General features: G+C 31.6%; 17 protein-coding genes. 6 read left to right on the top strand and 11 right to left on the bottom strand.

Going from position 1 to position 20,749, the window contains the following annotated elements:
- Positions 1-431: 431 nt before the first annotated feature.
- From pseI to ACW0JX_RS28755, 9 genes are all read right to left on the bottom strand, one after another.
- Positions 432-1,481, bottom strand: coding sequence for a pseudaminic acid synthase (gene pseI / locus ACW0JX_RS28795; RefSeq protein ID WP_098281801.1), 1,050 nt, complete (start codon positions 1,479-1,481; stop codon positions 432-434).
- The gene (gene pseH / locus ACW0JX_RS28790) at positions 1,474-2,034 is read right to left on the bottom strand and encodes a UDP-4-amino-4,6-dideoxy-N-acetyl-beta-L-altrosamine N-acetyltransferase (RefSeq protein ID WP_459245884.1); all 561 of its coding nucleotides are present in this window, start codon (positions 2,032-2,034) and stop codon (positions 1,474-1,476) included. Before pseH ends, pseI begins: the two co-directional genes overlap by 8 nt.
- A 1-nt stretch (position 2,035) precedes the next feature.
- Positions 2,036-3,136, bottom strand: coding sequence for a UDP-2,4-diacetamido-2,4,6-trideoxy-beta-L-altropyranose hydrolase (gene pseG, locus ACW0JX_RS28785; RefSeq protein WP_459245883.1), 1,101 nt, complete (start codon positions 3,134-3,136; stop codon positions 2,036-2,038).
- 39 nt (positions 3,137-3,175) lie between these two features.
- Positions 3,176-4,171 (bottom strand): cytidylyltransferase domain-containing protein, encoded by a 996-nt coding sequence (locus ACW0JX_RS28780; RefSeq protein WP_459245882.1) that lies wholly within the window; start codon positions 4,169-4,171, stop codon positions 3,176-3,178.
- A complete protein-coding gene (gene pseC, locus ACW0JX_RS28775) occupies positions 4,172-5,377 on the bottom strand; it encodes a UDP-4-amino-4,6-dideoxy-N-acetyl-beta-L-altrosamine transaminase (RefSeq protein ID WP_098852882.1) in 1,206 nt (401 codons plus the stop codon).
- On the bottom strand, positions 5,377-6,339 hold the full coding sequence (locus ACW0JX_RS28770) for a dTDP-glucose 4,6-dehydratase (RefSeq protein WP_459245881.1): 963 nt from the start codon (positions 6,337-6,339) through the stop codon (positions 5,377-5,379). The genes pseC and ACW0JX_RS28770 overlap by 1 nt, the downstream gene beginning before the upstream one ends.
- On the bottom strand, positions 6,336-7,361 hold the full coding sequence (locus ACW0JX_RS28765; RefSeq protein WP_459245880.1) for an SDR family NAD(P)-dependent oxidoreductase: 1,026 nt from the start codon (positions 7,359-7,361) through the stop codon (positions 6,336-6,338). Before ACW0JX_RS28765 ends, ACW0JX_RS28770 begins: the two co-directional genes overlap by 4 nt.
- 216 nt (positions 7,362-7,577) lie before the next feature.
- The gene (locus ACW0JX_RS28760; RefSeq protein ID WP_459245879.1) at positions 7,578-8,981 is read right to left on the bottom strand and encodes a CDP-glycerol glycerophosphotransferase family protein; all 1,404 of its coding nucleotides are present in this window, start codon (positions 8,979-8,981) and stop codon (positions 7,578-7,580) included.
- 4 nt (positions 8,982-8,985) lie between these two features.
- Positions 8,986-9,753 (bottom strand): glycosyltransferase family 2 protein, encoded by a 768-nt coding sequence (locus ACW0JX_RS28755; RefSeq protein WP_050844975.1) that lies wholly within the window; start codon positions 9,751-9,753, stop codon positions 8,986-8,988.
- 282 nt (positions 9,754-10,035) lie between these two features.
- Between ACW0JX_RS28755 and ACW0JX_RS28750 the strand changes: the two genes are divergently transcribed.
- Together ACW0JX_RS28750 and ACW0JX_RS28745 are read left to right on the top strand one after the other, a co-directional pair.
- The gene (locus tag ACW0JX_RS28750; protein ID WP_459245878.1) at positions 10,036-11,322 is read left to right on the top strand and encodes a glycosyltransferase family 2 protein; all 1,287 of its coding nucleotides are present in this window, start codon (positions 10,036-10,038) and stop codon (positions 11,320-11,322) included.
- 420 nt (positions 11,323-11,742) lie between these two features.
- A complete protein-coding gene (locus tag ACW0JX_RS28745) occupies positions 11,743-12,417 on the top strand; it encodes a papain-like cysteine peptidase (protein WP_459245877.1) in 675 nt (224 codons plus the stop codon).
- Positions 12,418-12,771: 354 nt separating this feature from the next.
- Here ACW0JX_RS28745 and ACW0JX_RS28740 read toward each other — a convergent pair whose 3' ends face one another.
- On the bottom strand, positions 12,772-13,851 hold the full coding sequence (locus tag ACW0JX_RS28740; RefSeq protein WP_459245876.1) for an RNA-guided endonuclease InsQ/TnpB family protein: 1,080 nt from the start codon (positions 13,849-13,851) through the stop codon (positions 12,772-12,774).
- Positions 13,852-13,856: 5 nt separating this feature from the next.
- Positions 13,857-14,258, bottom strand: coding sequence for an IS200/IS605 family transposase (gene tnpA, locus ACW0JX_RS28735; RefSeq protein ID WP_098834676.1), 402 nt, complete (start codon positions 14,256-14,258; stop codon positions 13,857-13,859).
- 626 nt (positions 14,259-14,884) lie between these two features.
- On the opposite strand from tnpA, the gene ACW0JX_RS28730 reads away from it, so the two are divergent.
- Genes ACW0JX_RS28730 through rfbG form a run of 4 tightly spaced genes read left to right on the top strand, consistent with a single transcriptional unit; the run spans position 14,885 to position 19,855 of the window.
- Positions 14,885-15,634: a sugar phosphate nucleotidyltransferase gene (locus ACW0JX_RS28730; RefSeq protein WP_043938915.1), complete on the top strand. Its 750-nt coding sequence runs from the start codon at positions 14,885-14,887 to the stop codon at positions 15,632-15,634.
- Positions 15,635-15,654: 20 nt separating this feature from the next.
- Complete coding sequence (locus ACW0JX_RS28725; protein ID WP_459245875.1) at positions 15,655-17,724, top strand: glycosyl transferase; 2,070 nt, start codon at positions 15,655-15,657, stop codon at positions 17,722-17,724.
- Between the two features lie 54 nt (positions 17,725-17,778).
- Positions 17,779-18,738 carry an NAD-dependent epimerase/dehydratase family protein gene (locus ACW0JX_RS28720; protein ID WP_459245874.1) on the top strand — a complete coding sequence of 320 codons (960 nt, stop codon included), beginning with the start codon at positions 17,779-17,781 and terminating at the stop codon, positions 18,736-18,738.
- A gap of 28 nt (positions 18,739-18,766) precedes the next feature.
- Positions 18,767-19,855, top strand: a complete 1,089-nt coding sequence (gene rfbG / locus ACW0JX_RS28715) for a CDP-glucose 4,6-dehydratase (RefSeq protein WP_050844963.1) — start codon at positions 18,767-18,769, stop codon at positions 19,853-19,855.
- Positions 19,856-20,749: the final 894 nt, after the last annotated feature.

Below are 20,749 nucleotides of genomic sequence, written 5' to 3'. Positions count from 1 at the left end.
TAAAGAGATCTTTTTATAGCTCCTCTTTTTAAGTTTGTCAGCATAAAACTAAATATTAAGTCAATACTAAAGATAGGCGAAAGCCAGAACTCATTTAACCGTCCCTGTAGTTCTTCTCTTTTCTGTATTAAGCAGCTAGCTTACACTAGCTGCTATTTTATTTACACATATCATAAGACTTCGAATATATTATGTTTGAAAGTGCTCTATTTTATCAAAAGGCAATTCAGCGACGATTACCTTTTTATTTCTCAACACCAAGTACATGGTATCAAAATCCCAATAATGGTAATATAAAGGTACCTTCAGTTGTTGAATGTCTTGCCCTTTTAAAAGGCCCTGTCTAAAAACAGGGCCTTTTAAATTTATCTCCTACTAAAAATAGCATTTTCATTATAAGTCTTTCTATAAACGCTCTAATTTCCTCAGCATCAAATTAAATCCCATGAAACAGGCGTCCCTTTTTCTATATCCTTACTCGCTTTTTTCCCGATAATTTTGGATAAGTGCTTTGGTAATAAGCCATTCCCTGGTCTAATAGCTTTAACATTTTCATTTGTAAAGACTTCTCCTGCTTTTATGTTTTCTACTACATATAATGATCTTCTAAATTTTAAAGAATCTTTTTCTATATCAGTAGGTCCATAATATACATTCCCCAAAGATTCCCATGCTTTTTCAGTTTCGCTTACTAATAATTTAAATTCAGCTGGTTCCATTGAAAATTTAGCATCAACTCCTCCATCCGACCTTGAGAGCGTTAAATGTTTCTCAATTACTGTAGCTCCCAAGGCAACACTTGCTACAGATACACCTACTCCCAGTGTATGATCTGATAAGCCCACCTGACAGTTAAATAACTCTTTCATATGAGGTATAGTAACTATATTTGTAGATTTTGGAGATGCAGGATACGTACTTGTACATTTTAAAAGAATTAGTTCTTTACACCCTTCTTCTCTCGCAGCCCTTACTGTTTCATCTAGTTCAGCGATTGAAGCCATACCTGTCGAAATGATTATTGGTTTTCCTGTTGCGGCTACCTTACGTATGAGGGAAATATCAGTATTTTCAAAAGATGCAATTTTATAACATGAAACATTTAATGTCTCTAGAAAGTCTACAGCTGTTTCATCAAAAGGCGTACTAAATGGTATCATTCCTAACTCTATACAGCGATCAAAAATTGGTTTATGCCACTCCCATGGTGTATACGCTTCTTTGTATAAATGATAAAGTGATTTGCCTTTCCATAAACTTTTCTTATCATGAATTAAAAAATCACCATTTTCTATATTTAAAGTCATTGTATCTGGTGTATATGTTTGAATTTTAAATCCTTGTGCCCCGGCCTCCGCAGCTGCCTCTACAATTTTCAACGCCCTATCTAATGATTGATTATGATTCCCTGACATTTCTGCAATAATAAATGGTCGCAAACTATTGCCAATCTCTCTACCTCCGATATATACATTACTCATTTTTGTCACCTTCAAGTTCTTTTTTTATAGATTCTCTTCTTTCCTCCCATTGTTCACGGGACAAGGTCATTGTAATGACATCAACATAATCATTGTCCCTGTAAATATAATCTTCATATCTTCCCTCTTCTTGGAAACCAATTTTCTGATGGAAATTTAAACTAATACGGTTTGATTCTATTATTTCTGCACATACTTTGTGTATGTCTTTGATTTCAAAAATAAAATCTAATGCTAATAAACCTAATACAGTTCCGGCACGTCTTACACTTTGCTTTTCACCTATATAAAATCCCCAATAACAAGTTCGATCCATTTTATCTATTTTTGTAAAATTAACAAATCCAATTGGTTTTTCTTTATATGTTAATAATCTTGCAACCTTTGTATCATCCAGTACGAGTTTTTCATACCACTTTAAATGTTCGTCTATTGTTATTTCATGATTTTCATACATAACCGAGCGGATTTCTTTTGTATTCCGCCAATTTAAAATAAGTTCTAAATCTTTCTTTTTTAACTTTTCCAATTGAAAATCCCCAATATCTAACATACTATCCTCCTAAAATAATTTTTGCTATTTCATTTGTATTACTGGCACACTGTATAGAAAGAGCTTTATTAGACATTTCTTTCACTATTTTAAAATCTGATAAAAGTTTGTTTAGACATTTCGTAATTGCTTTATCCGAAACACTTTCAGCTGTACCAATATTCCATGTAGCTCCAACCTTCGCTACAGCCTTTGTTACTTCAATTTGATTTTGGGCAGTTGTAATTGTTATAGAAGGTAATCCAAGAAAACATCGTTCCCATGTGGTTGTGCCCCCAGCTCCTATCCCTAAATCCGCTCGTACGAGAAGCTCTTCCATATTCTCTATTTGACAATAATATGAAGCGTTAGTAACACTCTTACAATAAGTTTGAATATCCTCTTTATGAGGATTTTGGCTACCTACCACAACGTCTATTTTTAAGTTCTCTTTATTTATATTTTGTAAAGCTCTTAACGTTTTTAATGTCTCATTTGTTACATCATGGCCACCAAAAAAAATAAAAATCCTCTCAATTTTTCCTGTTCTTTTTCGTGAAATCTTCTTAGCTGCATGAAACTCTGGTCGTAATATAGCGTATTTAGGCCCCAATTTTACTAATGAGTGCTCTGGTATTAAATCTTTATAGCGACCATTAAGGTTATCATATAAATTTTGGTCTAGTAACAAATCACAGTCATGCATTCGATTTGCAAGATCATCGATTACCATAATTTTTCTTACACTTTTTCTTAAAGCAGACTCCCACTTATTATCTAATCCATAATGATCAACAATTAACCAATCACACTTGGGAAGTTGCGACAAAATATCATTGGTCTGCTGCGCATCAACAAACCAATGATATTTTAGCCAATTTAAATACCTCCCGTTTTTTGCACTTAAGAAATTCGTATTTTCACCATCTCCATCTAATACATACACATGAAATCCTTTATTTAAAATATATTGATGCAAATCACCTTGCAGCTTACGACAAATGAAATATACTTGAGCACCTTTATTTCGCAATTCTTGGGCCAGTGTTAAACAACGCATAACATGACCGGTACCTATTTCAATAGATGCGTCGGCGCGAAAGGCAATTTTTTTCTCAAGCAAGATACTCCCTCCTCACTAAAAGCACTATAACTTATTAACTTATAATTTCGTTTCTCTATTTAGCTCATCTACTAATGATTGTTGATTTGCCCATTTCAATTTCACATGATTATTCATTTCAATAAGTTCAGGATTTCGAAGGATGTAATCTTTTATTTGATGAAAAAATAAAGGTTTAGATTTTACATTCAGACCTTTATAAAGTTCATTGAACATATCTAAATCCGGTTGTTCATCTAATGTTAACCTCCAAGTAGGGTAACAAAATGGTGGAGGAAGTTTCACTATATTGATACGAAATAAATGTGGATTATTAATAAAATAAAATGGAAGGTATTCTGCATAGGTTAAAGGTTTTGGGGTTTGTAGTAGTCGTTCAATTGCCTCTAATGTAAAAATATCGCCTGCTGTTCCGACAGGTAACGTACTTAACTCTGCCTGTGTATAATCTGCACCACTTTTCAAATGTTCATCTAGTAAAAAAGTATTAATTTCTGGTGACACAGCTGGGCAATCTCCTGTAATCCTTATGACAATGTTTGCATTTTCTTGTTTTGCAGCTTGGAACATACGATCAGCGGTATTTTCTGGATCACCTCTAAAAATCTTAACCTTTCCATCTAAATTAAATTTTTCCAAAGGGTCATCTTGTGCAATATCTGAAGTAGCAAGTATGACCTGATGCTTTCCTGGAATAGCTAATGTATTTATAAGACATCGTTCAATGGAAGAAACTCCGTGTATTGGCAATATGGCTTTTAAAGGTAATCTAGTAGATTTTAAGCGGCAAAGTACAATTATTACTACCTTAGGAGGCTCAATAACCTCTTTTGTTAATGGGGTACCTGCAGACAAATTATATACAGATACCTGAGGTAATAATTCCTCTGCTTCAAGCTTGTTCAGCGCATTTTCTACAACATTTAACTCCATTGTTACTTTATTAGCTGTAATAATTTCTCCTTTTTTAATGTCAACTTTTGTAACTGCTCTTAACAATTTCTGATTTTGCAATTTTATTAACCCCCCTTTCATTTAATTTTTAGCAACACTATAAAACGAAAGAACTTTTCTCACAGCTTGTATTACATCCCACACATCAGCTTCTGTCATTTTAGGAAATAGAGGCAGCGTAATAATTTCCTCATATACGTTTTCTGCTTGCGGACAAATACCTTTTTCATAACCTAATTTTTGATAAAACGGTTGTAAATGTACGGGTATATAGTGCACATTCACACCGATATTTTCTCTTTGTAACGCTTCGTAAAATTCTTTTCGATTACATTTTAATAATTTAGTATTTAAACGAATAATATAAAGGTGCCAACTCGAACTGGTTTGAGGCAATTGCTTTGGTATGATGATTTCAGATAAACAACTAAATTCTTTACTATAAATGTCTACATATTTCTTTCGAATCTTAATAAAAGAGTCTAATTTACTTAACTGTGATAAACCAAGAGCAGCTTGTATATCCGTAATTCTATAGTTGTAACCTAAGAATTGCATTTCATAATACCAAGGTCCATGATTTTCAAGAAGTTTTTGGGGGTTCCTTTCAATTCCATGCGTACGGAATTGAACAAGTTTTTCATAAAAAAGAGGATTATTTGTGGTAATTACTCCGCCCTCTCCGGTAGTAATATGTTTCACCGGATGAAAGCTAAACATTGTCATATCACCAATTGAACCAATCTTTTTATTTTTATAAGTGGCTCCTAATGCGTGGGCTGCATCTTCAATGATAATCAAATTGTTTTTTTTTGCTATTTTTTGTATTGCTTCTAACTCTACAGGCTGTCCAGTAAAGTGTACGGGAATAATGGCTTTTGTTTTGTTTGTAATCTTTTCCTCAATAGATTTAGGACTAATGTTATATGTTTCATTGTCAATATCGGCGAATACCGGCTTTGCACCCTGGTATAAGATACAATTTGCACTTGCTACAAATGTCATTGGAGTTGTAATTACTTCATCTCCCTCAGTTATGCCAGCTGCATAGCAAGCAGCATGCAATGCAGCTGTACCATTTGAAAAGGAAACAGTGTATTTTGCTCCCACATATTTTGCTATAGCCTCCTCAAATTGTTGAACCATAGGTCCTGTTGTTAAAAAATCCCCTTTTAATACGTCTACAACAGCCTGAATGTCATATTCATCAATTTGTTGCTGACCATATGGTAAATAAGTTTCTCTAACAGGCTTTCCTCCATGAATACCGAGAATCCCCCTTACCATTACTCTTTCTCCTTAGGATTAATTTTTAAAGATTTAATCCACTCTTCTGTTTTAATAACTCCATCTTCTAAAGAAACTTTCGGTTCCCAGTCTAATATTGTTTTTGCTTTTTCATAGTTACATAATAATTTTTGGATTTCACTTTGCGGATGGATATGAGTTACGTGTTGAATACTTACTTTATTTCCCGAAATCAATTCTGCTAATTTATTAATGGATATATCTTGTCCTGTTCCAGCGTTGATAATATGACCATTTGCTTTTGCAGAGTATCCTGCTGCCACAACAAACTCTGCACAATCTTCAACGTATAAAAGGTCTCTCGTTTGTTTTCCATCCCCGTAAATATTTAATGGTACATTATCTAATTTATTATTTATAAAAATGGCAACAACCCCACCTTCCCCACCTGTTTTCTGGAATGGACCATACGTATTAAATGGGCGAATAACCACTACAGGTAGCTTATAAGCATAATAGTAAGATAAAACCATGTTTTCAGCAGCAATTTTTGATCCAGCATATGGAGAAGCTGGTTTAATCGGGTCTAATTCTGATATTCCTTGTATATTAGTAGCTTTATCATATACCATACAAGTACTCATAAAGACCATTTTGACGTCATACTTAAGACATTGTTCTAACAAATTAAAAGTACCTATTGTATCATTTTCAAAAGTTGATCTAGCATCATCTATACTATCTTGAACATTGATACTCGCTGCTAAATGATAACAAAGTTCAAATGAATTATTTTTAAATAATTCAGCAACTAATTTTTTATCTTTAATATCTCCTTGAATGCATTGCTTTAAATTTAGATCGTGTGCAAACTCGGTGATATTTGCAGTAGTTGAATTTGCTAAGTTGTCTAATATCCATACCTCATGCTTATCCTGCAATAATCTCTTTACAACCCACCTACCAATAAAACCTGCACCACCAGTTACTAATATTTTCATAGTTTCTCCCCTCCTGTTAAAAGTTGCTGGTTTAATATTAAATTTCTAAGCTCTTCTTTTGAAATTGCATTTTGATTATCAGAACGGTAAAATCCTGCTTTCGCCCTTTTTACATTTTCATATTGTGTACCCTTTTTTAATGGGCTAGGAATGATAAACATATCTGGTAATTCAAAAGCCTGTAAAGACTCATCATGTGTCATAAGTTCTTCATACATTTTTTCACCAGGTTTTAATCCAATTTCTTCAATTCTTATATTCTCCTTAGGCAACCCATATAACTTTGTAACTTCTTCTATCATCACTTCACTTAAATCTTTTAATGAAATAACTGGCATTTTTAATATAAAAGTTTCACCACCCTTTGCTATTTTCATTGCTTCAATTGTTAACATAGTTGCTTGATTCAGTGTCATCATAAATCTACTCATACTAAGATCCGTTACAGTTATTTTTTTGTTTTCTTTAATTTGATTTTCAAATAAAGGAATGACAGAGCCTCTTGACCCCATCACATTTCCGAAACGAACACTTGCAAATATCGTTTCACTTGAACCTTTTGAATATTCCGCTGATGTAATCAATCTTTCAGCAGTCAACTTTGTTGCACCGTAATTATTTGTTGGTGAAATCGCTTTATCAGAGCTTGTAAAAACTACCTTTTTTACTTTCTGAGCAATTGCGGCTCTTATTACATTTTGTGTTCCAAAAATATTGGTCAAAACTGCTTCAAACGGATTATATTCACAAAAAGACACATGCTTCATCGCGGCCACATGAAATACATAATCAATATTTTCCATCGCACTAAATACTCGATCATAATTACGAATATCCCCAATTAAATAACGAATATTTTGATTTTTATCCCTAAATTCTTCTTGTAATAAAAATTGATTATATTCACTTCTACTAAGAACCCTTACCACTTTTGGCTTTTCCTGTAGAACATTAGAAAGAATGCTTTTTCCAATTGTTCCTGTTCCACCAATAATTAAAACGTTTTTATCTTTAAAAAACATGAAAATATATACCTCCTCATATTAAAAAATTAATTTTAGCTAAGAAAACCTCTCTTCAATTTGTGTGTAGTTCCATTAGCAAGCCATTTGTTGAGAGATAAACTGGTTTATCGGATATTAAAACACACGTTTCCATTGCAAGTTTAAGATACATATTAATCATTGAAAACTGAGGATATAATCTTTTACTTCAAATATTTATAAATGGTGATGAGTTTAATCTTTTTCACCTTGAATTAAATTTATTAATCTTTTTGTGCATGCTTCTTGCGGATAGTTTTCATTAATAAATTTTTTTCTTAATTCTTTTGCTAAATTAGATTGTAAAGGATCATGTAGAACCTTTTTAATCGTACTAGTCACATCCTCCATAGAATGGTTTACAAGCCAATCTAGCGTATCGTAATATTTATAATCCCTTTCCTCTAATAAAGATTTATAAACAACTACAGGTTTGTCTAATAACATTGCCTCTAATCCTACTGTTGAATTTGAGATAACCACAAGATTTGCATGTAAAATAACATCATACATGTTCACTTCATTTGTTATATATTTAACATTTGGATATGTGTTACTTAACTTAATATATTCTCCTACTAGGTTGCGCCCTTTTTCCCAAGGATGAGGCTTTATAATAACCGTAATATTTTTGTCTTTTACTAGCTTTTCTGTCAGTTCGGTATAAAATGAAGTTTTAAATGGCTGGGTTGCAATAAAAACCACTTTTGTAGAGGTGTCTATTTTTAATTTATTAAAAAAATTCTTTTCATCCATATATACTCTATCAAAGATCTCATCATATCTGGGGTGCCCTAATATTTCAATTTGAGATTCAGTGACCCCTTTTTGAAGGTACCAACCTTCTTCATATTTCCCATATACGACCTGTTTTGTTGCGAAAACCGGAAAGTATGCTTCTTCTCCCATTATTGCGCCATGCTGCAAGCAATAACTTGGTATACCCTCACTACTTAAAAGAAAAGTAAGAGCTCTACTTGTTATATCTTCCGTAGTACCAACAATCACACCAGATATATCTTGTTCTTTAAAAATAAAATGAGCCATATTAAGTTTCTCAATCATGATAGGAAGGTCGCTGAGTAATTTTTTTTGAAAAAACGTGTTTGATAGTAGTGGGTGTTTATTAAACCTTAAAAAGATTTCTTTAGCTTTTTCTATATAAATATTTGCATTATTAGGGGATTTATTTATATAATCTGGTGCACAAACTGTAGGAAGTCCATAGAGTTCGGTCTTTTTTGATCTAGTTAATATCTTAGTTTGATTTGGATGAAAGTGGGTAAAATTACTTACTGAAAAACGGAGATAATCTGAATTTAGCAGGATTGTTCCATCTTTATTTTTTCTTTTTATTTTTGATTGAAATGCAGAAATTATTTTTTCAAACTCCAACTGTAACTGTGTTTCCGCTATTGGTTCAATTGACAATTGCTTGTAAAAATTATCATCTTTCATTTTATTTTTTATATCTTCATCTAAATATTGATAAAAATTACTCAATAATGGCAAAGGAATGTTATGATGCTTTAACTCTGAAAAAATATTTATATATTCTAAATTTAATAGCCAGTAATTTTTCAAATAAATGTCACTCAATTTTTCACCCTCTTTTTCTTCTTAGATCTTCTCTTAATTCTTTGCATGTTCTTTGTGGTGGTAATAATTGCACAAATTCATTTTTTTCTTCTGCAAATAACTGTGCATGTATTGAATGAGGAGTAATATAATTAATATCTAAAATTTCATCTAAGGGATAAAAATCCCAATAGTGATTTAATCTCCAAAAGAAACGTGCATCTCCTATCCGGTAAAACTGAGGATCTTCATCCCAGTAAGAATTCCACCTTTTTTCAAGAATTGGTAAAACAGATGCTCTATGCATAATAGAACAATGATCAATGGTACATGGCGCATTATTTGTAATTTTTTTGGCAGGTCTTTCAACAGTTTTAATAGGCATATCTGATTCATCTATATGAATCGTTTTTGATGCAGAGTAAATAATTTGAACATCTTCATTCTCATCAAGATAACTAGACATCTTTTTCAAGCGTTCTTCTTCATATTGATTATCATCTGTAATATAAGTTATATATTCCCCTTTAGCATGCTTAAGTGCTTCATTAATTAAAGCCGCATATCTGACTTTTTTTGTCCTTTCAGAAATATGAGCTACATTACTTTTATAAAAATGTACATTTTCCTTATTTATAAATGGTTGAATCACCTTCTGCGTTATTTCATCTGAATTATCATCCATTATAAAAAGCTCAAAATCTTGAAAAGTTTGGTTTAATACACTTAATATCGATTTTTCAACAAACGCAGGCTTATTGTAACTTGTCATTATAACTGAAATTTTAGGCAAATATCCCTCTCCTCCTTATCAACAAATACAAAAACAGTTACGTTATTATATAAATAGAAAGGACAAACCGTTCCGATAATTTTAAAAAAGATTTCTTTACCTATAAAAAATTAATAGCATTATTTATATTCACCTATATCCTTTTTTCTCCACTATAGTCCATACCATATCTATGAAAAAGTAATAAACTATTTAAAATAAAAAAGAAAGTGTTGATAAAGCTTTAATTATTATATTTCACTAGAAAAAAAACATTCAATATTCTCAATAGAGGTGAAGTATTTGCAACCCAAAATATCAATTATCCTTACTAGTTATAATAAGCCGTCATTAATTAATCAAGTTATTGAAAGTGTTCTAATGCAAACTTATAAAGAATGGGAACTTTTTATTATGGATGATAACTCCTGTTCAGAAACTATAAATGTCATAAAAAATTATCTAGAGGATCCTCGAATTACTTATAAGAATAGTTTTATACAAAATGATGAACGATATAAAACTACAAGATATGCAACACTTATCAATGAGGCACTTCCATTAACATGTGGGGATTATATTTGCTATCTAACGGATGATACTATATACCTTCCAAACAGATTAGCTGAAATGTTATCTTTCTTAGAAAAACATCCTGAAATTGATATAGTGTACTCTTCCCAATACGTAAAGCATGTTGATTATAACTTACAACCTACAAATGAATTTGTGAGAGAAGCTTCGAAAATTTTATATACAGCTGCTAATGTTGTAGATCACTGTTCAGTTATGCATACTAAAAGAATATTAGTAAAAGTCTATGAAAAGTACCGTGGATATTGGGATACAAATCCTTTATATTGGTTTGTTGGAGATGCGATATTTTGGAAACGCCTAAATACATTCCAACCTTTTTATCCCATTAACAAAGTGCTTGATATTACTTTTAAAACACCATTCTCTTTCCAAAACTTGTATGCTAACCTCCCTTCAAAAGATTTAAATGGTATTTTGTTCAGTAATTCACAGGGTGAAGTATTTTTAATTGATAATTTTAAACGTAGGCTCATTTCAAAAGAGATGCTTTCCTACTTCAAATATAATCAAAATGAAATTGTCTTAATTCCCGATCCATTTATCTACAAATATACAGAAGGACCACCCATAAGCCTTACAACATCAATACCCAATCTACGGGTTGTGCAAAATGAAAAAGGAGAATTATTTTATATAGAAAATAATCAAAAACGTCCATTTATTAACACTATAGCATTTCGCAAATTTAAATTTTCAATTCAAGATATTATTAAAGTTTCACAACATAGTTTAGATCAATTTTTAGACGGATCACCTATTTATCCGAATATATCTAATCACACGATCCTACCGGAAGGCAAAGTATTTATCTATCATCACAATTATTTCATAATGACAGATTCCATGCTTCATCCTATAGATAAAGACATATTGCAAAAACTTTATTTGTTAAAGAACTATATACCAATTTCAAAAAATAATTTATCCTACTTTAAAATAGGCCCCCCTATTTCTTCATATCCCTCTCACTTTGTCGAAAAATACTTAGAATAGTACCCTTCTTATATTTAAAAGCATTTCTCATTAGAAGTTTCCTCATTAATAATTATTATCTAAAAGATACTACTTCTAAGAAAACTCTACTGGTCAAATGCTAACCAATAGAGTTTTCTTTTTTATCTAAGGATTCTTTTAAAAAGACAACAATTTTACTACAGTAATCCAGGACTGGTTTTTAATTTAAGTTACTGGATAGTATATAACTCTGGTGCGATATCCCTACCAGCTTTCATTCCAATAGCAACTCCATGATATTACGTCAAAGATAGAAGCTCTTAACTTAGGAATTTTAATTTTTTAAGTTTATACGATGGTCTTAGCTCAATGTACTTTGATATATAGGTCCACATCAATATGTTATTGCATCATATACTGAACACATAATTTAAATTATTTTTAAAAAGGATGATAAGGATGAATCTAGAAGATATACAAAAATCCTATGGCTTAATTGTAAGTTTAGGAGGGTTGTGTCAAGTCACCAACCAAATCAAAAGGCACCATTTAAGAACATTTTCTGGACCTTTAGATTGGTTTTATTATCCATCACTTTCAGATGTAAACAGGTTACTTCAAAATCGATTTGAAAAATTTATGAAGTTAGAAAATATGGTCATAGAAGGTTCAGAAAGTTACGGTCTTATTGAATCAGAATTTGATAATCAAACTAAATGGGCAGAAAGAATTACCTACTGTATAAAGGACACTTATTATAATTGTTTTTCAATGCATGACTTTCCTATTAACTCAGAAAAGGATTGGAAATCAACCTATCCTTCTTTTAAATCTAAATTAGGAACTAGAATTAATCGATTCCTTGAAAAAATAAATAGCAGTGAATCGATTTTATTCATTAGGATTTGGGGAAATCGAGATGAAGCAGTTGAATTACAAAACGTATTATCCGAAATTACAAATAAGGATTTTAATATTCTTATTGTTAATTTTAAGGAGGGGATATCTAATATTGTTGTACAAAATTGGGGAATATCGAAGGTTTGTTCAATTGAGCTCCCTCGTTATCAGGATAGATGGGAAGGTGATAATTCCGATTGGGATTATATTTTAAACAAAATAACGTTAGCTTAATAATTTCCTTCTTACTTTTAACATGATTTTGCCGGTAAATTAAAATAGGTGTAGAGAAATACAATTCCCATTTAATTGATACACACTTAATTAATAAACCGTTCATATAATAATTCATAAGTCCTTCTTTATTGAATAAATGGTTCTTTACAAATTTAATTCAATCGCTAGAGCACCTTTATACGGTGCTCTTTTTTAAATTTATAGCATTTGACACTCCCAGCAGGTCCTACACCTTACGGTGTAACGGATGGGATTCTTGAATGACTAAGCATTCGCAGTCCATTTCTGTTTTGAACAGCCTTCAAGATGAGGGTGTGCCATCACCCCTCCTAAGACAGACCATATAGGTTCTTAGGCTGATTGACTATTACCGCCAACCACAGTTGCGTAGCGAATATTCATCGCCCCAACGATATCACGATGTTTCTCAAATCCACATTGGCACTTGTATTTTCTGTCTTGCGCCTTGTTCTTTTCAGAACATTTCGGACATGTTTGACTTGTATAAGAAGGGTCCACATATTCGACCTTTATGCCAACTAATGTCGCTTTGTACTCGATGAATTGTGCTAAACGATGGAATGACCAAGTGTGTAGATTTTTTTCGTTTTTACGGCTTGTTCGTGCCGTCTGTCGAATGTTCGTTAGTTGGTCTAATCGAATGACAGAAATATTATTATCCGTTGCAAAATCAACGATTACACGACTTACTTTGTGGTCTTGGTCTTGCATCCATCTTTGTTCTTTATCATCAAGTTGACGAAGGGCATTCAGTTTCTTAGCTTCTCCTAATTTCTTGCGAACACTGCGAAACTTACGTTTCATAAATTTGTTTTGCCTACCGTTCCCGAAGAAACGAACTTTATCATCATCTGTGATGGCTACCGCAGGAACTTTGAGACCTAAGTCTACTCCTAAAATCTTTGTTCCCGTTTTTTCGTTTGTAGGAATCGTGACAGATATTTGAGCAATCCATTTAGCAGATTTCTTCGTGATACGAAGTGTACCTAACTTGTGCTTCAACAATTCGAAATTGCGATTATATTTGTCGATTAATAAAGCGCGAACCTTTAAACGAGTTGACTTTCCGTTTACCATAAACGGAATTGAAATGTGTGTGAAGTCAAATGAATAGTTTTGGTTATTCCATACACAAACAGGTCTTTTTAGAATCGGAGCGATTTTGTATTTACTCTTTTTCACCTTTGTAGAAAACACACTTTTCGCATCTTTAATTGCTTGATTTTTCACCGCACTTGGGATATTGGCCTCAATATCCTTTGTACTTTTCTTCGTGCTTTTGTTTGCTTCAACCATTTCAGATACAAGGGCATTAATGACTTTTATATACTCGTGGCTACTTTGTTCCAATAGCATGATTTGTTCTTTTGTTGGAAGCAATTTAACTTTAACCGTGATGGTTTGTGGCACAAGCTTCATCCCCTCGTTTTTTGATTTTCAACATAATATTTTATTGTCTCACTTGATACACTTCCAGCAGTAGAAACAAAATAAGAACGCGTCCATAGGCTCGGCAAGTGTTGAAGATGTAGAAACTCTTCTCTCAAACGTTTTGATGTCACTCCTTTAATTTTTGCCATTGTATCAGCAGGACTAAGTGTTGGTGGTGTATTTAAGAACAAGTGAACATGATCTTTGTCGCATTCCATTGCAACAATAGAAATATCCAATTCTCCGCATATTTCTTGAACCAACTCCTTGAAACGTTCTTCTACTTTTGTGTTAAGAAAAATCTTTCTTCTGTATCGCGGGCAAAACACAAAATGATAGTTAATTAATGACACGGTTGTTTTGGTTCTTCTATAATCATTCATCATATTCGCATCGTATCAGTTGGATAACAAAACTGCAACATGAAAGATGAAAAAATAAAAGATACCAACATTTTGGATACTTAGAGTGCCACAAACCTTGCGGTTTTTAGTGCACTCCTTATCCAACCTCACTTTCATCCCATGCCTAAAGGCGAGGGGCTTTCTCGTTCGGGAAGGGCTGTAAAATGGAATATTTGTTTACTGTTCCTTTAAATAGTTAATTTCCTTCGCTATTCTTCTGCTAATTTCTTTAAAATCATTTATACAATCAGCATTTTCTTCTTATGTAGTATGTTAACCACTACTTACATCCATACATTATCTTATTTTCAGTATAATTTTATTTTCTTAGGTTTTTAATTATAAGCTTCTTCAATTCCCCTGATTTTCCTCCCCTTCTTTTATCTTACGAACAAGCAATTTCTTTCATTAGTACTAAAATAACCTAATTTACAAAAAAATGATGAGAAACCACAGTGCGTATTCTTCACGTTTAATCAGCATTTTAATTATAAATCTAACCTAAATTTTTTAGTTGATTGTCATTATGGTACAACCGTGTATACATTTATCAAACAAACTACATAGTTTAAAATAGTAAAATATATAGAGAGGAAGGAAATAGATCTATGAAAGTCATAATTTTGTGTGGTGGAAAAGGGCTCCGGATGCAAGGAATTTTAGAGGACATTCCCAAACCATTAGTTCGAGTTCAAGGAAAGCCTCTCCTCTTGCATATAATGAATTGGTATAGAAAATATGGACATTCTGATTTCATTTTGCCCTTAGGATATAAAGGTGAGAAAATTAAGGAATATTTTATGGACTTTAGCTGGAAAGAAAACGACTTTAGTTTAAATTGTAAAACCAGTCGATATACGCTACTTCAGGAATTAGAAAATTGGAATATACACTTTATAGATACAGGAATTGATACAATGACCGGGTCAAGACTAAAAAAACTTGAATCCTTTGTACAGGATGAAACCTTTTTATTAACTTATGGTGACGGATTAGCCAATATAGATATTGATCAACTCATATCATTCCATAAAGAAAAAGGAAAGATTGCTACATTAACTGGCATTAAAAAAAATAGTCAATATGGTCTGTTGGCGGTCGAAGATGGAATTGCTATTGATTTTAAAGAAAAACCATTACTTGATGAAGTAATTAATGGCGGTTTTTTTGTATTTAACAAAGAAATATTTGATTATTTAGGTAATAGTGATGATTGTGTTCTAGAAGAAGATCCTCTTCGCAATTTAATAAAAGACAATGAGCTCGCAGTCTATGAACACAATGACTTTTGGGCTAGTGTCGATACACCTAAAGATTTAAAAACTGTAGATGAAAGTTGGAATCCTAATAAATTTTAATGGAGAGGACTGAATAAGCGTTGAACTCTAATGATAAAAAAATAAGTTTACCTCGATTGTATATCCCCTCTAATGAGAAAATAGTTAACCCGCTTTCAACAGGAATTAAAGCTTCAAATCTTTCCAAAAAAAATACTCAAAAAAGAATTAATCCCCAATTCTATAATCAACAACATGATCTAAATAATCATTTCTGTGTCATTGTAGGTAGTGAATATGTCTTGAAAATCATTGCTTTACAGCAATCATTAATGCAGTACTCAGAAAAATTTACATTGTGGATTTGTTGTATAGACCCTTTTGCATATTCACTATTAAAAGCAATGAATTTAATTAATGTAAACCTTTTACAAGTTGAAGAATTAGAAGATAGTGAACTAAAAGCAATTAAGAGAAAAAGAAAAGTAAATGAATATTGTTGGACTTTAAAATCTGTCTTGATAGAATATTTATTGGTCAATTATGATTTACCATCTATTCTATATTGTGATGGTGATTTATGCTTTTTCTCTGATCCTAATATTATTTTTGAAGAATGGGGTGAATACTCTATTTTTCTTACCCCCCAAAGAGATCGTGATTGGGTAGAAAAAATGTATGGAAAATATCAGGCTGGTCTAATTGGATTTAAGAATGATCTCTATGGACTAAAAAGTGTAAGATGGTGGAAAAATAAATGTCTAGATTGGTGCAGTGCCGAGGCTGAGGAGGGGAAATTTGGAGACCAAAAGTATTTAGATTATATCCCTATATATTTTCCAAAAGTAAAAATTTCAAATAACTTAGGTATAAATGCTGCACCTTGGAACTGTATATATAATAACGATTATAAAATTGACAAGACTAAAAACGATATATTTATTGAAAACGACAAACTAGTTGTTTATCATTTTGCATGTATTACTATCTTTACTGAAAATGATTTTGATCTTTGGTCTTTGGGAGCAATTTCAATACCCAATAATATATTAAACCATATTTACACTCCGTATTTAGAAAGAATTCAATTTGTTTTAAATCAATTAAAAGATAAATTCAATAAAGATACTAAACAATTTTTAAGTAAAAAAGATATAAATAAAGCTCAAACCTTATATAAAGATTCACAATTAAGAAGAAAAATGAATCAATCCAATCATTTTATGAATTTTTCAATGATTATAAGTAAAGAACGATTAATTCAAGGATTGACCTCTTATTATTCCTTAGAAAATTTCAACGCCAAATTTACTGTATGGATCTGTTGTATGGATGATTTAACTTATCAAATATTAAAGAAATTAAAATTACAGCACGCTATACTAATTCCGGTAAAAGATATTGAAAATCATGAACTCCTCAGTATAAAAAATGATAGAAGTTTACAAGAATATTGTTGGACATTAAAAGCACCCCTATGTCTACATGTCCTGAATCTTTATCCGGAAGTTGATCACATTATATATTGTGATGCTGATATGTATTTCTTTACAGCACCTAATATCATTCTTGATGAATGGTGGAAATACTCTGTATTCCTTTGCCCTCAAAGAAGCTCTACTGAAATTGAAAACATACACGGTATATACCAAGCTGGTTTAGTAGGCTTCAAAAACGATCAAAATAGTAAAGAGATTTTAACATGGTGGAAAGATAAATGCCTAGAATATTGCAATAATCATTATGATGTTGAAATGAATAGATGGGGTGACCAAAAATATTTAAATCATATTCCTAACATCTTTTCTAATATAAAAATCATGACTCATAAAGGTATTGATGCAGCACCTTGGAATGTCATTTTAAATAGCAGTTCTATATCCAAAACAGATAACAAAGTTTTTATTGATCAAGATGAATTAATTGCTTTTCATTTTGGAAGTATGCAAATTATTAATCCAAATGAGTTCGATTTATGGAAACAAGAAACTTTAGAATTACCTCCAGCAGTTTTAGATTATATATACATTCCTTATATTGAACAATTGAATAAGACATGTCATACCCTTCATAATACTTTTCAAAAATCTCCCTCCTCTTTATTTACTGATCAAATTGATACAACAACAATAAAAAATTATTTTAAATACTCCTCCCCTCATCAAATTTAAGACTGATACTTTCCTTGTTTAAAAATACATCTTAATAAAGGATAGATTATCACTATGATTACTTCATTAAAAAATAAAACTTTCCTTATTACTGGTGGATACGGTTTTATTGGTTCTCACTTGGCACGAAGACTTTTAAATTTACAAGCAAAAATTGTTCTTTTTATAAGAACACCATCAAACTGTTGGAGACTAAAGGATGTTCTAAAATATATTGAAACCTATGAAATAGATATACGAGATAAAAAGCAAGTTCAAGATGCAATAAAGAAAATTAATCCCGATTATATCTTTCACCTAGCAGCCTATGGTGTAAATTCTGCCCATACAGATTACATCCACGCTATAGAAACAAATGTTTTAGGGACTTGTAACATTATTCAAGCAGCAAAATTTGTGAATTGTAAAAAAATCATCAATTTTGGGAGTAGTTCTGAATACGGTAACAAGATGGAACCTATTCATGAAAATATGTTACTAAACCCTGTAGATATCTATGGAAGTACCAAAGCTGCTGCTACTATACTCGCCCATCAAATTGCTAGCGAAAACAGCATTAATCTTATAACATTAAGACCTTTTGGCATATTCGGAGAAGGCGAGGAGCCACATAAAATTTTTAGCTATATAATCTTGCAAGTATTACAAAACAAAGAAGTAAATTTAACTTTATGTAATCAATTAAGAGATTATTGTTATATAGAAAATATAATAGATGCCTGTATCCTAGCAGTAGAAAATACTACTGTACAAAATGAAATTTTCAATATTGGGAGCGGCACTATTCACCCCTTAAAACATTATGTAGAATTATTATTCAAACATTTGAAAACCAATTCCAGACCAAATTACGGTGCAATTTCCTCTAGAACAAATGAAAGATGGGTTCCTGAAGCAGATGTCCAAAAAATAAAAAACTCTCTTTCCTGGAAACCTAAAATTAATATTGAAGAAGGAATTATAAAAACAGTTAATTGGTATAAAAATAATAAACATTTATACCTAACCCCCTAAAAATAGGGTACTAAAGGAGGTGGATTAATTGTTAAACCAAAACTTTAACGATGCTTTTTACGGAAAGACAATTTTAATTACTGGACATACTGGTTTTAAAGGTTCTTGGTTATCCCTATGGTTAAATGAATTAGGTGCTACTGTAATTGGATATTCATTGGATCCTAAAAATAAAAATGATAACTTTAACATTACTAACCTTCAAAATAATATAATTGATATCCGTGGAGACATTAGAGATTTTAATAAATTAAATAAGGTTTTTACAGATTATAAACCTGAAATTGTATTCCATTTAGCTGCCCAACCTCTAGTTAAGTATTCATATGAATATCCTAGAGAAACATACGAGGTAAACGTTGTAGGAACTATGAATGTACTTGAGGCAATTCGATTACATGAATCAGCTAAAATAGGAATTATGGTGACAAGTGACAAGTGCTATGAAAATAAAGAATGGCCTTGGGGTTATCGTGAAATTGACCCTATGGGCGGCCATGACATATATAGCTCAAGCAAAGGATGCTGCGAACTTTTAATTTCTTCCTATCGAAATTCTTACTTTCCAGAAGAAAACTTTTCTCATCACAAGAAAATAATTGCAAGCGTTCGAGCTGGTAATGTAATTGGTGGCGGTGACTGGTCAATAGATAGAATTATTCCTGATTGTATACGAGCATTAGAGTCAAACAAAAAGATTATAATTAGAAACCCTACTGCTATTAGACCCTGGCAACATGTACTAGAACCCTTAAGCGGGTATTTACTCCTTACAGAAAAAATTATAAATAATGGTACCATTTATTCAGGAGCATGGAACTTCGGACCATCCCTTAGCAATATTGTTCCAGTAGAAAAATTAGTGACCAGTTTACTAGATATTTGGGGCGGCGGGGATTGGACAGCAGAAAATATAGGTCCAATAAATTTTCATGAAGCAAATTTACTAAACCTTGATATTAGCAAAGCAAAATTCAATCTTGATTGGCAGCCAAAATGGTCCCTACAACAGACTTTAGAAAATACAATAGATTGGTATAAGCATTATAATTCTTACACCAGTACAGAGATGATAAATCTATGTGTTAGCCAAATTAAACAATATTGCATGCTTTGAATTACTCTCACTCATACCTGCTGTGAGTTCCTTAAGTAAGGAGTCCTCTTGGCTAAAATAATAACAGACGCATTAAATTTTATAGTCTAAATTATAAACCTACTATACCTAGAATGATGTAATCGTCCATTCACAAAGATTGTATTTCTTCGGTTATATTTTAAATAAATTATTGACTTTATACTGTATAATAAAGGAATCACTAAAAAATATGTGATTCCTTTGTTCTGAGAAAATAATGCCTTGATTTAACGACAATACAGTATATGCGATTATTAATTTATTTGTTCTAGTTATGAAAAAAACTATCCCTGTCAAAAGAGCTTCGTCCAAAGAAACACCCCCCTATTTTTTTGTACTTATCCTACCCGAAAAGTAAATAAGGTAAAAACTCCACTATTTATATCTGATATTTTAGAATTATACTGAGCTTTAACAATTTAATAATTCCCCCTTCTTGTAGCTATTCCACCAAGTTGCTTGCTAATATATTGAACCGAATGTTTACTATCACCAATGGTGATGAATTCATGACTTACTTATTCTATACACAAATAACTTTTAGAATCATCTTTTTAGAACAAGTCAAGGAGACTTTCTCTTTTATAAACTTTTTCCCCTACCAGTCTTTAATTTGTCTTTAATCAAAAATAAAAACAAACCTTCAAAACAGTACATCTTTTTTTGAAATCACATAATTTCCAAACATCAAAACTCTAAATGTTGATACCCGTTATATAATGAAATCCAGCTATAAATTAGATAATTTCCCTATTACGAATAATAAGATAGTCTGTTTCACCTTTTTACATTATCTAAAGAAGAACTTGTAGGAATTCCTACAAGTTCTTCTTTGCTTTCTTTATTCTTTTCTTATTTACATACGCAAAGTTT

It is taken from the genome of Bacillus sp. C-3-6 (assembly GCF_054509685.1).
The sequence above is the reverse complement of the archived record's forward strand: the minus strand, read 5'-3'. Positions and strand labels throughout refer to the sequence as shown.

Coding starts and splice junctions, on each gene's coding strand:
- pseI (WP_098281801.1), bottom strand. CDS start 1,481: ATGAGTAATGTATATATCGGAGGTAGAGAGATTGGCAATAGTTTGCGA.
- pseH (WP_459245884.1), bottom strand. CDS start 2,034: ATGTTAGATATTGGGGATTTTCAATTGGAAAAGTTAAAAAAGAAAGAT.
- ACW0JX_RS28780 (WP_459245882.1), bottom strand. CDS start 4,171: ATGAAAGGGGGGTTAATAAAATTGCAAAATCAGAAATTGTTAAGAGCA.
- pseC (WP_098852882.1), bottom strand. CDS start 5,377: ATGGTAAGGGGGATTCTCGGTATTCATGGAGGAAAGCCTGTTAGAGAA.
- ACW0JX_RS28770 (WP_459245881.1), bottom strand. CDS start 6,339: ATGAAAATATTAGTAACTGGTGGTGCAGGTTTTATTGGTAGGTGGGTT.
- ACW0JX_RS28765 (WP_459245880.1), bottom strand. CDS start 7,361: ATGTTTTTTAAAGATAAAAACGTTTTAATTATTGGTGGAACAGGAACA.
- ACW0JX_RS28745 (WP_459245877.1), top strand. CDS start 11,743: ATGAATCTAGAAGATATACAAAAATCCTATGGCTTAATTGTAAGTTTA.
- tnpA (WP_098834676.1), bottom strand. CDS start 14,258: ATGATGAATGATTATAGAAGAACCAAAACAACCGTGTCATTAATTAAC.
- ACW0JX_RS28730 (WP_043938915.1), top strand. CDS start 14,885: ATGAAAGTCATAATTTTGTGTGGTGGAAAAGGGCTCCGGATGCAAGGA.
- ACW0JX_RS28720 (WP_459245874.1), top strand. CDS start 17,779: ATGATTACTTCATTAAAAAATAAAACTTTCCTTATTACTGGTGGATAC.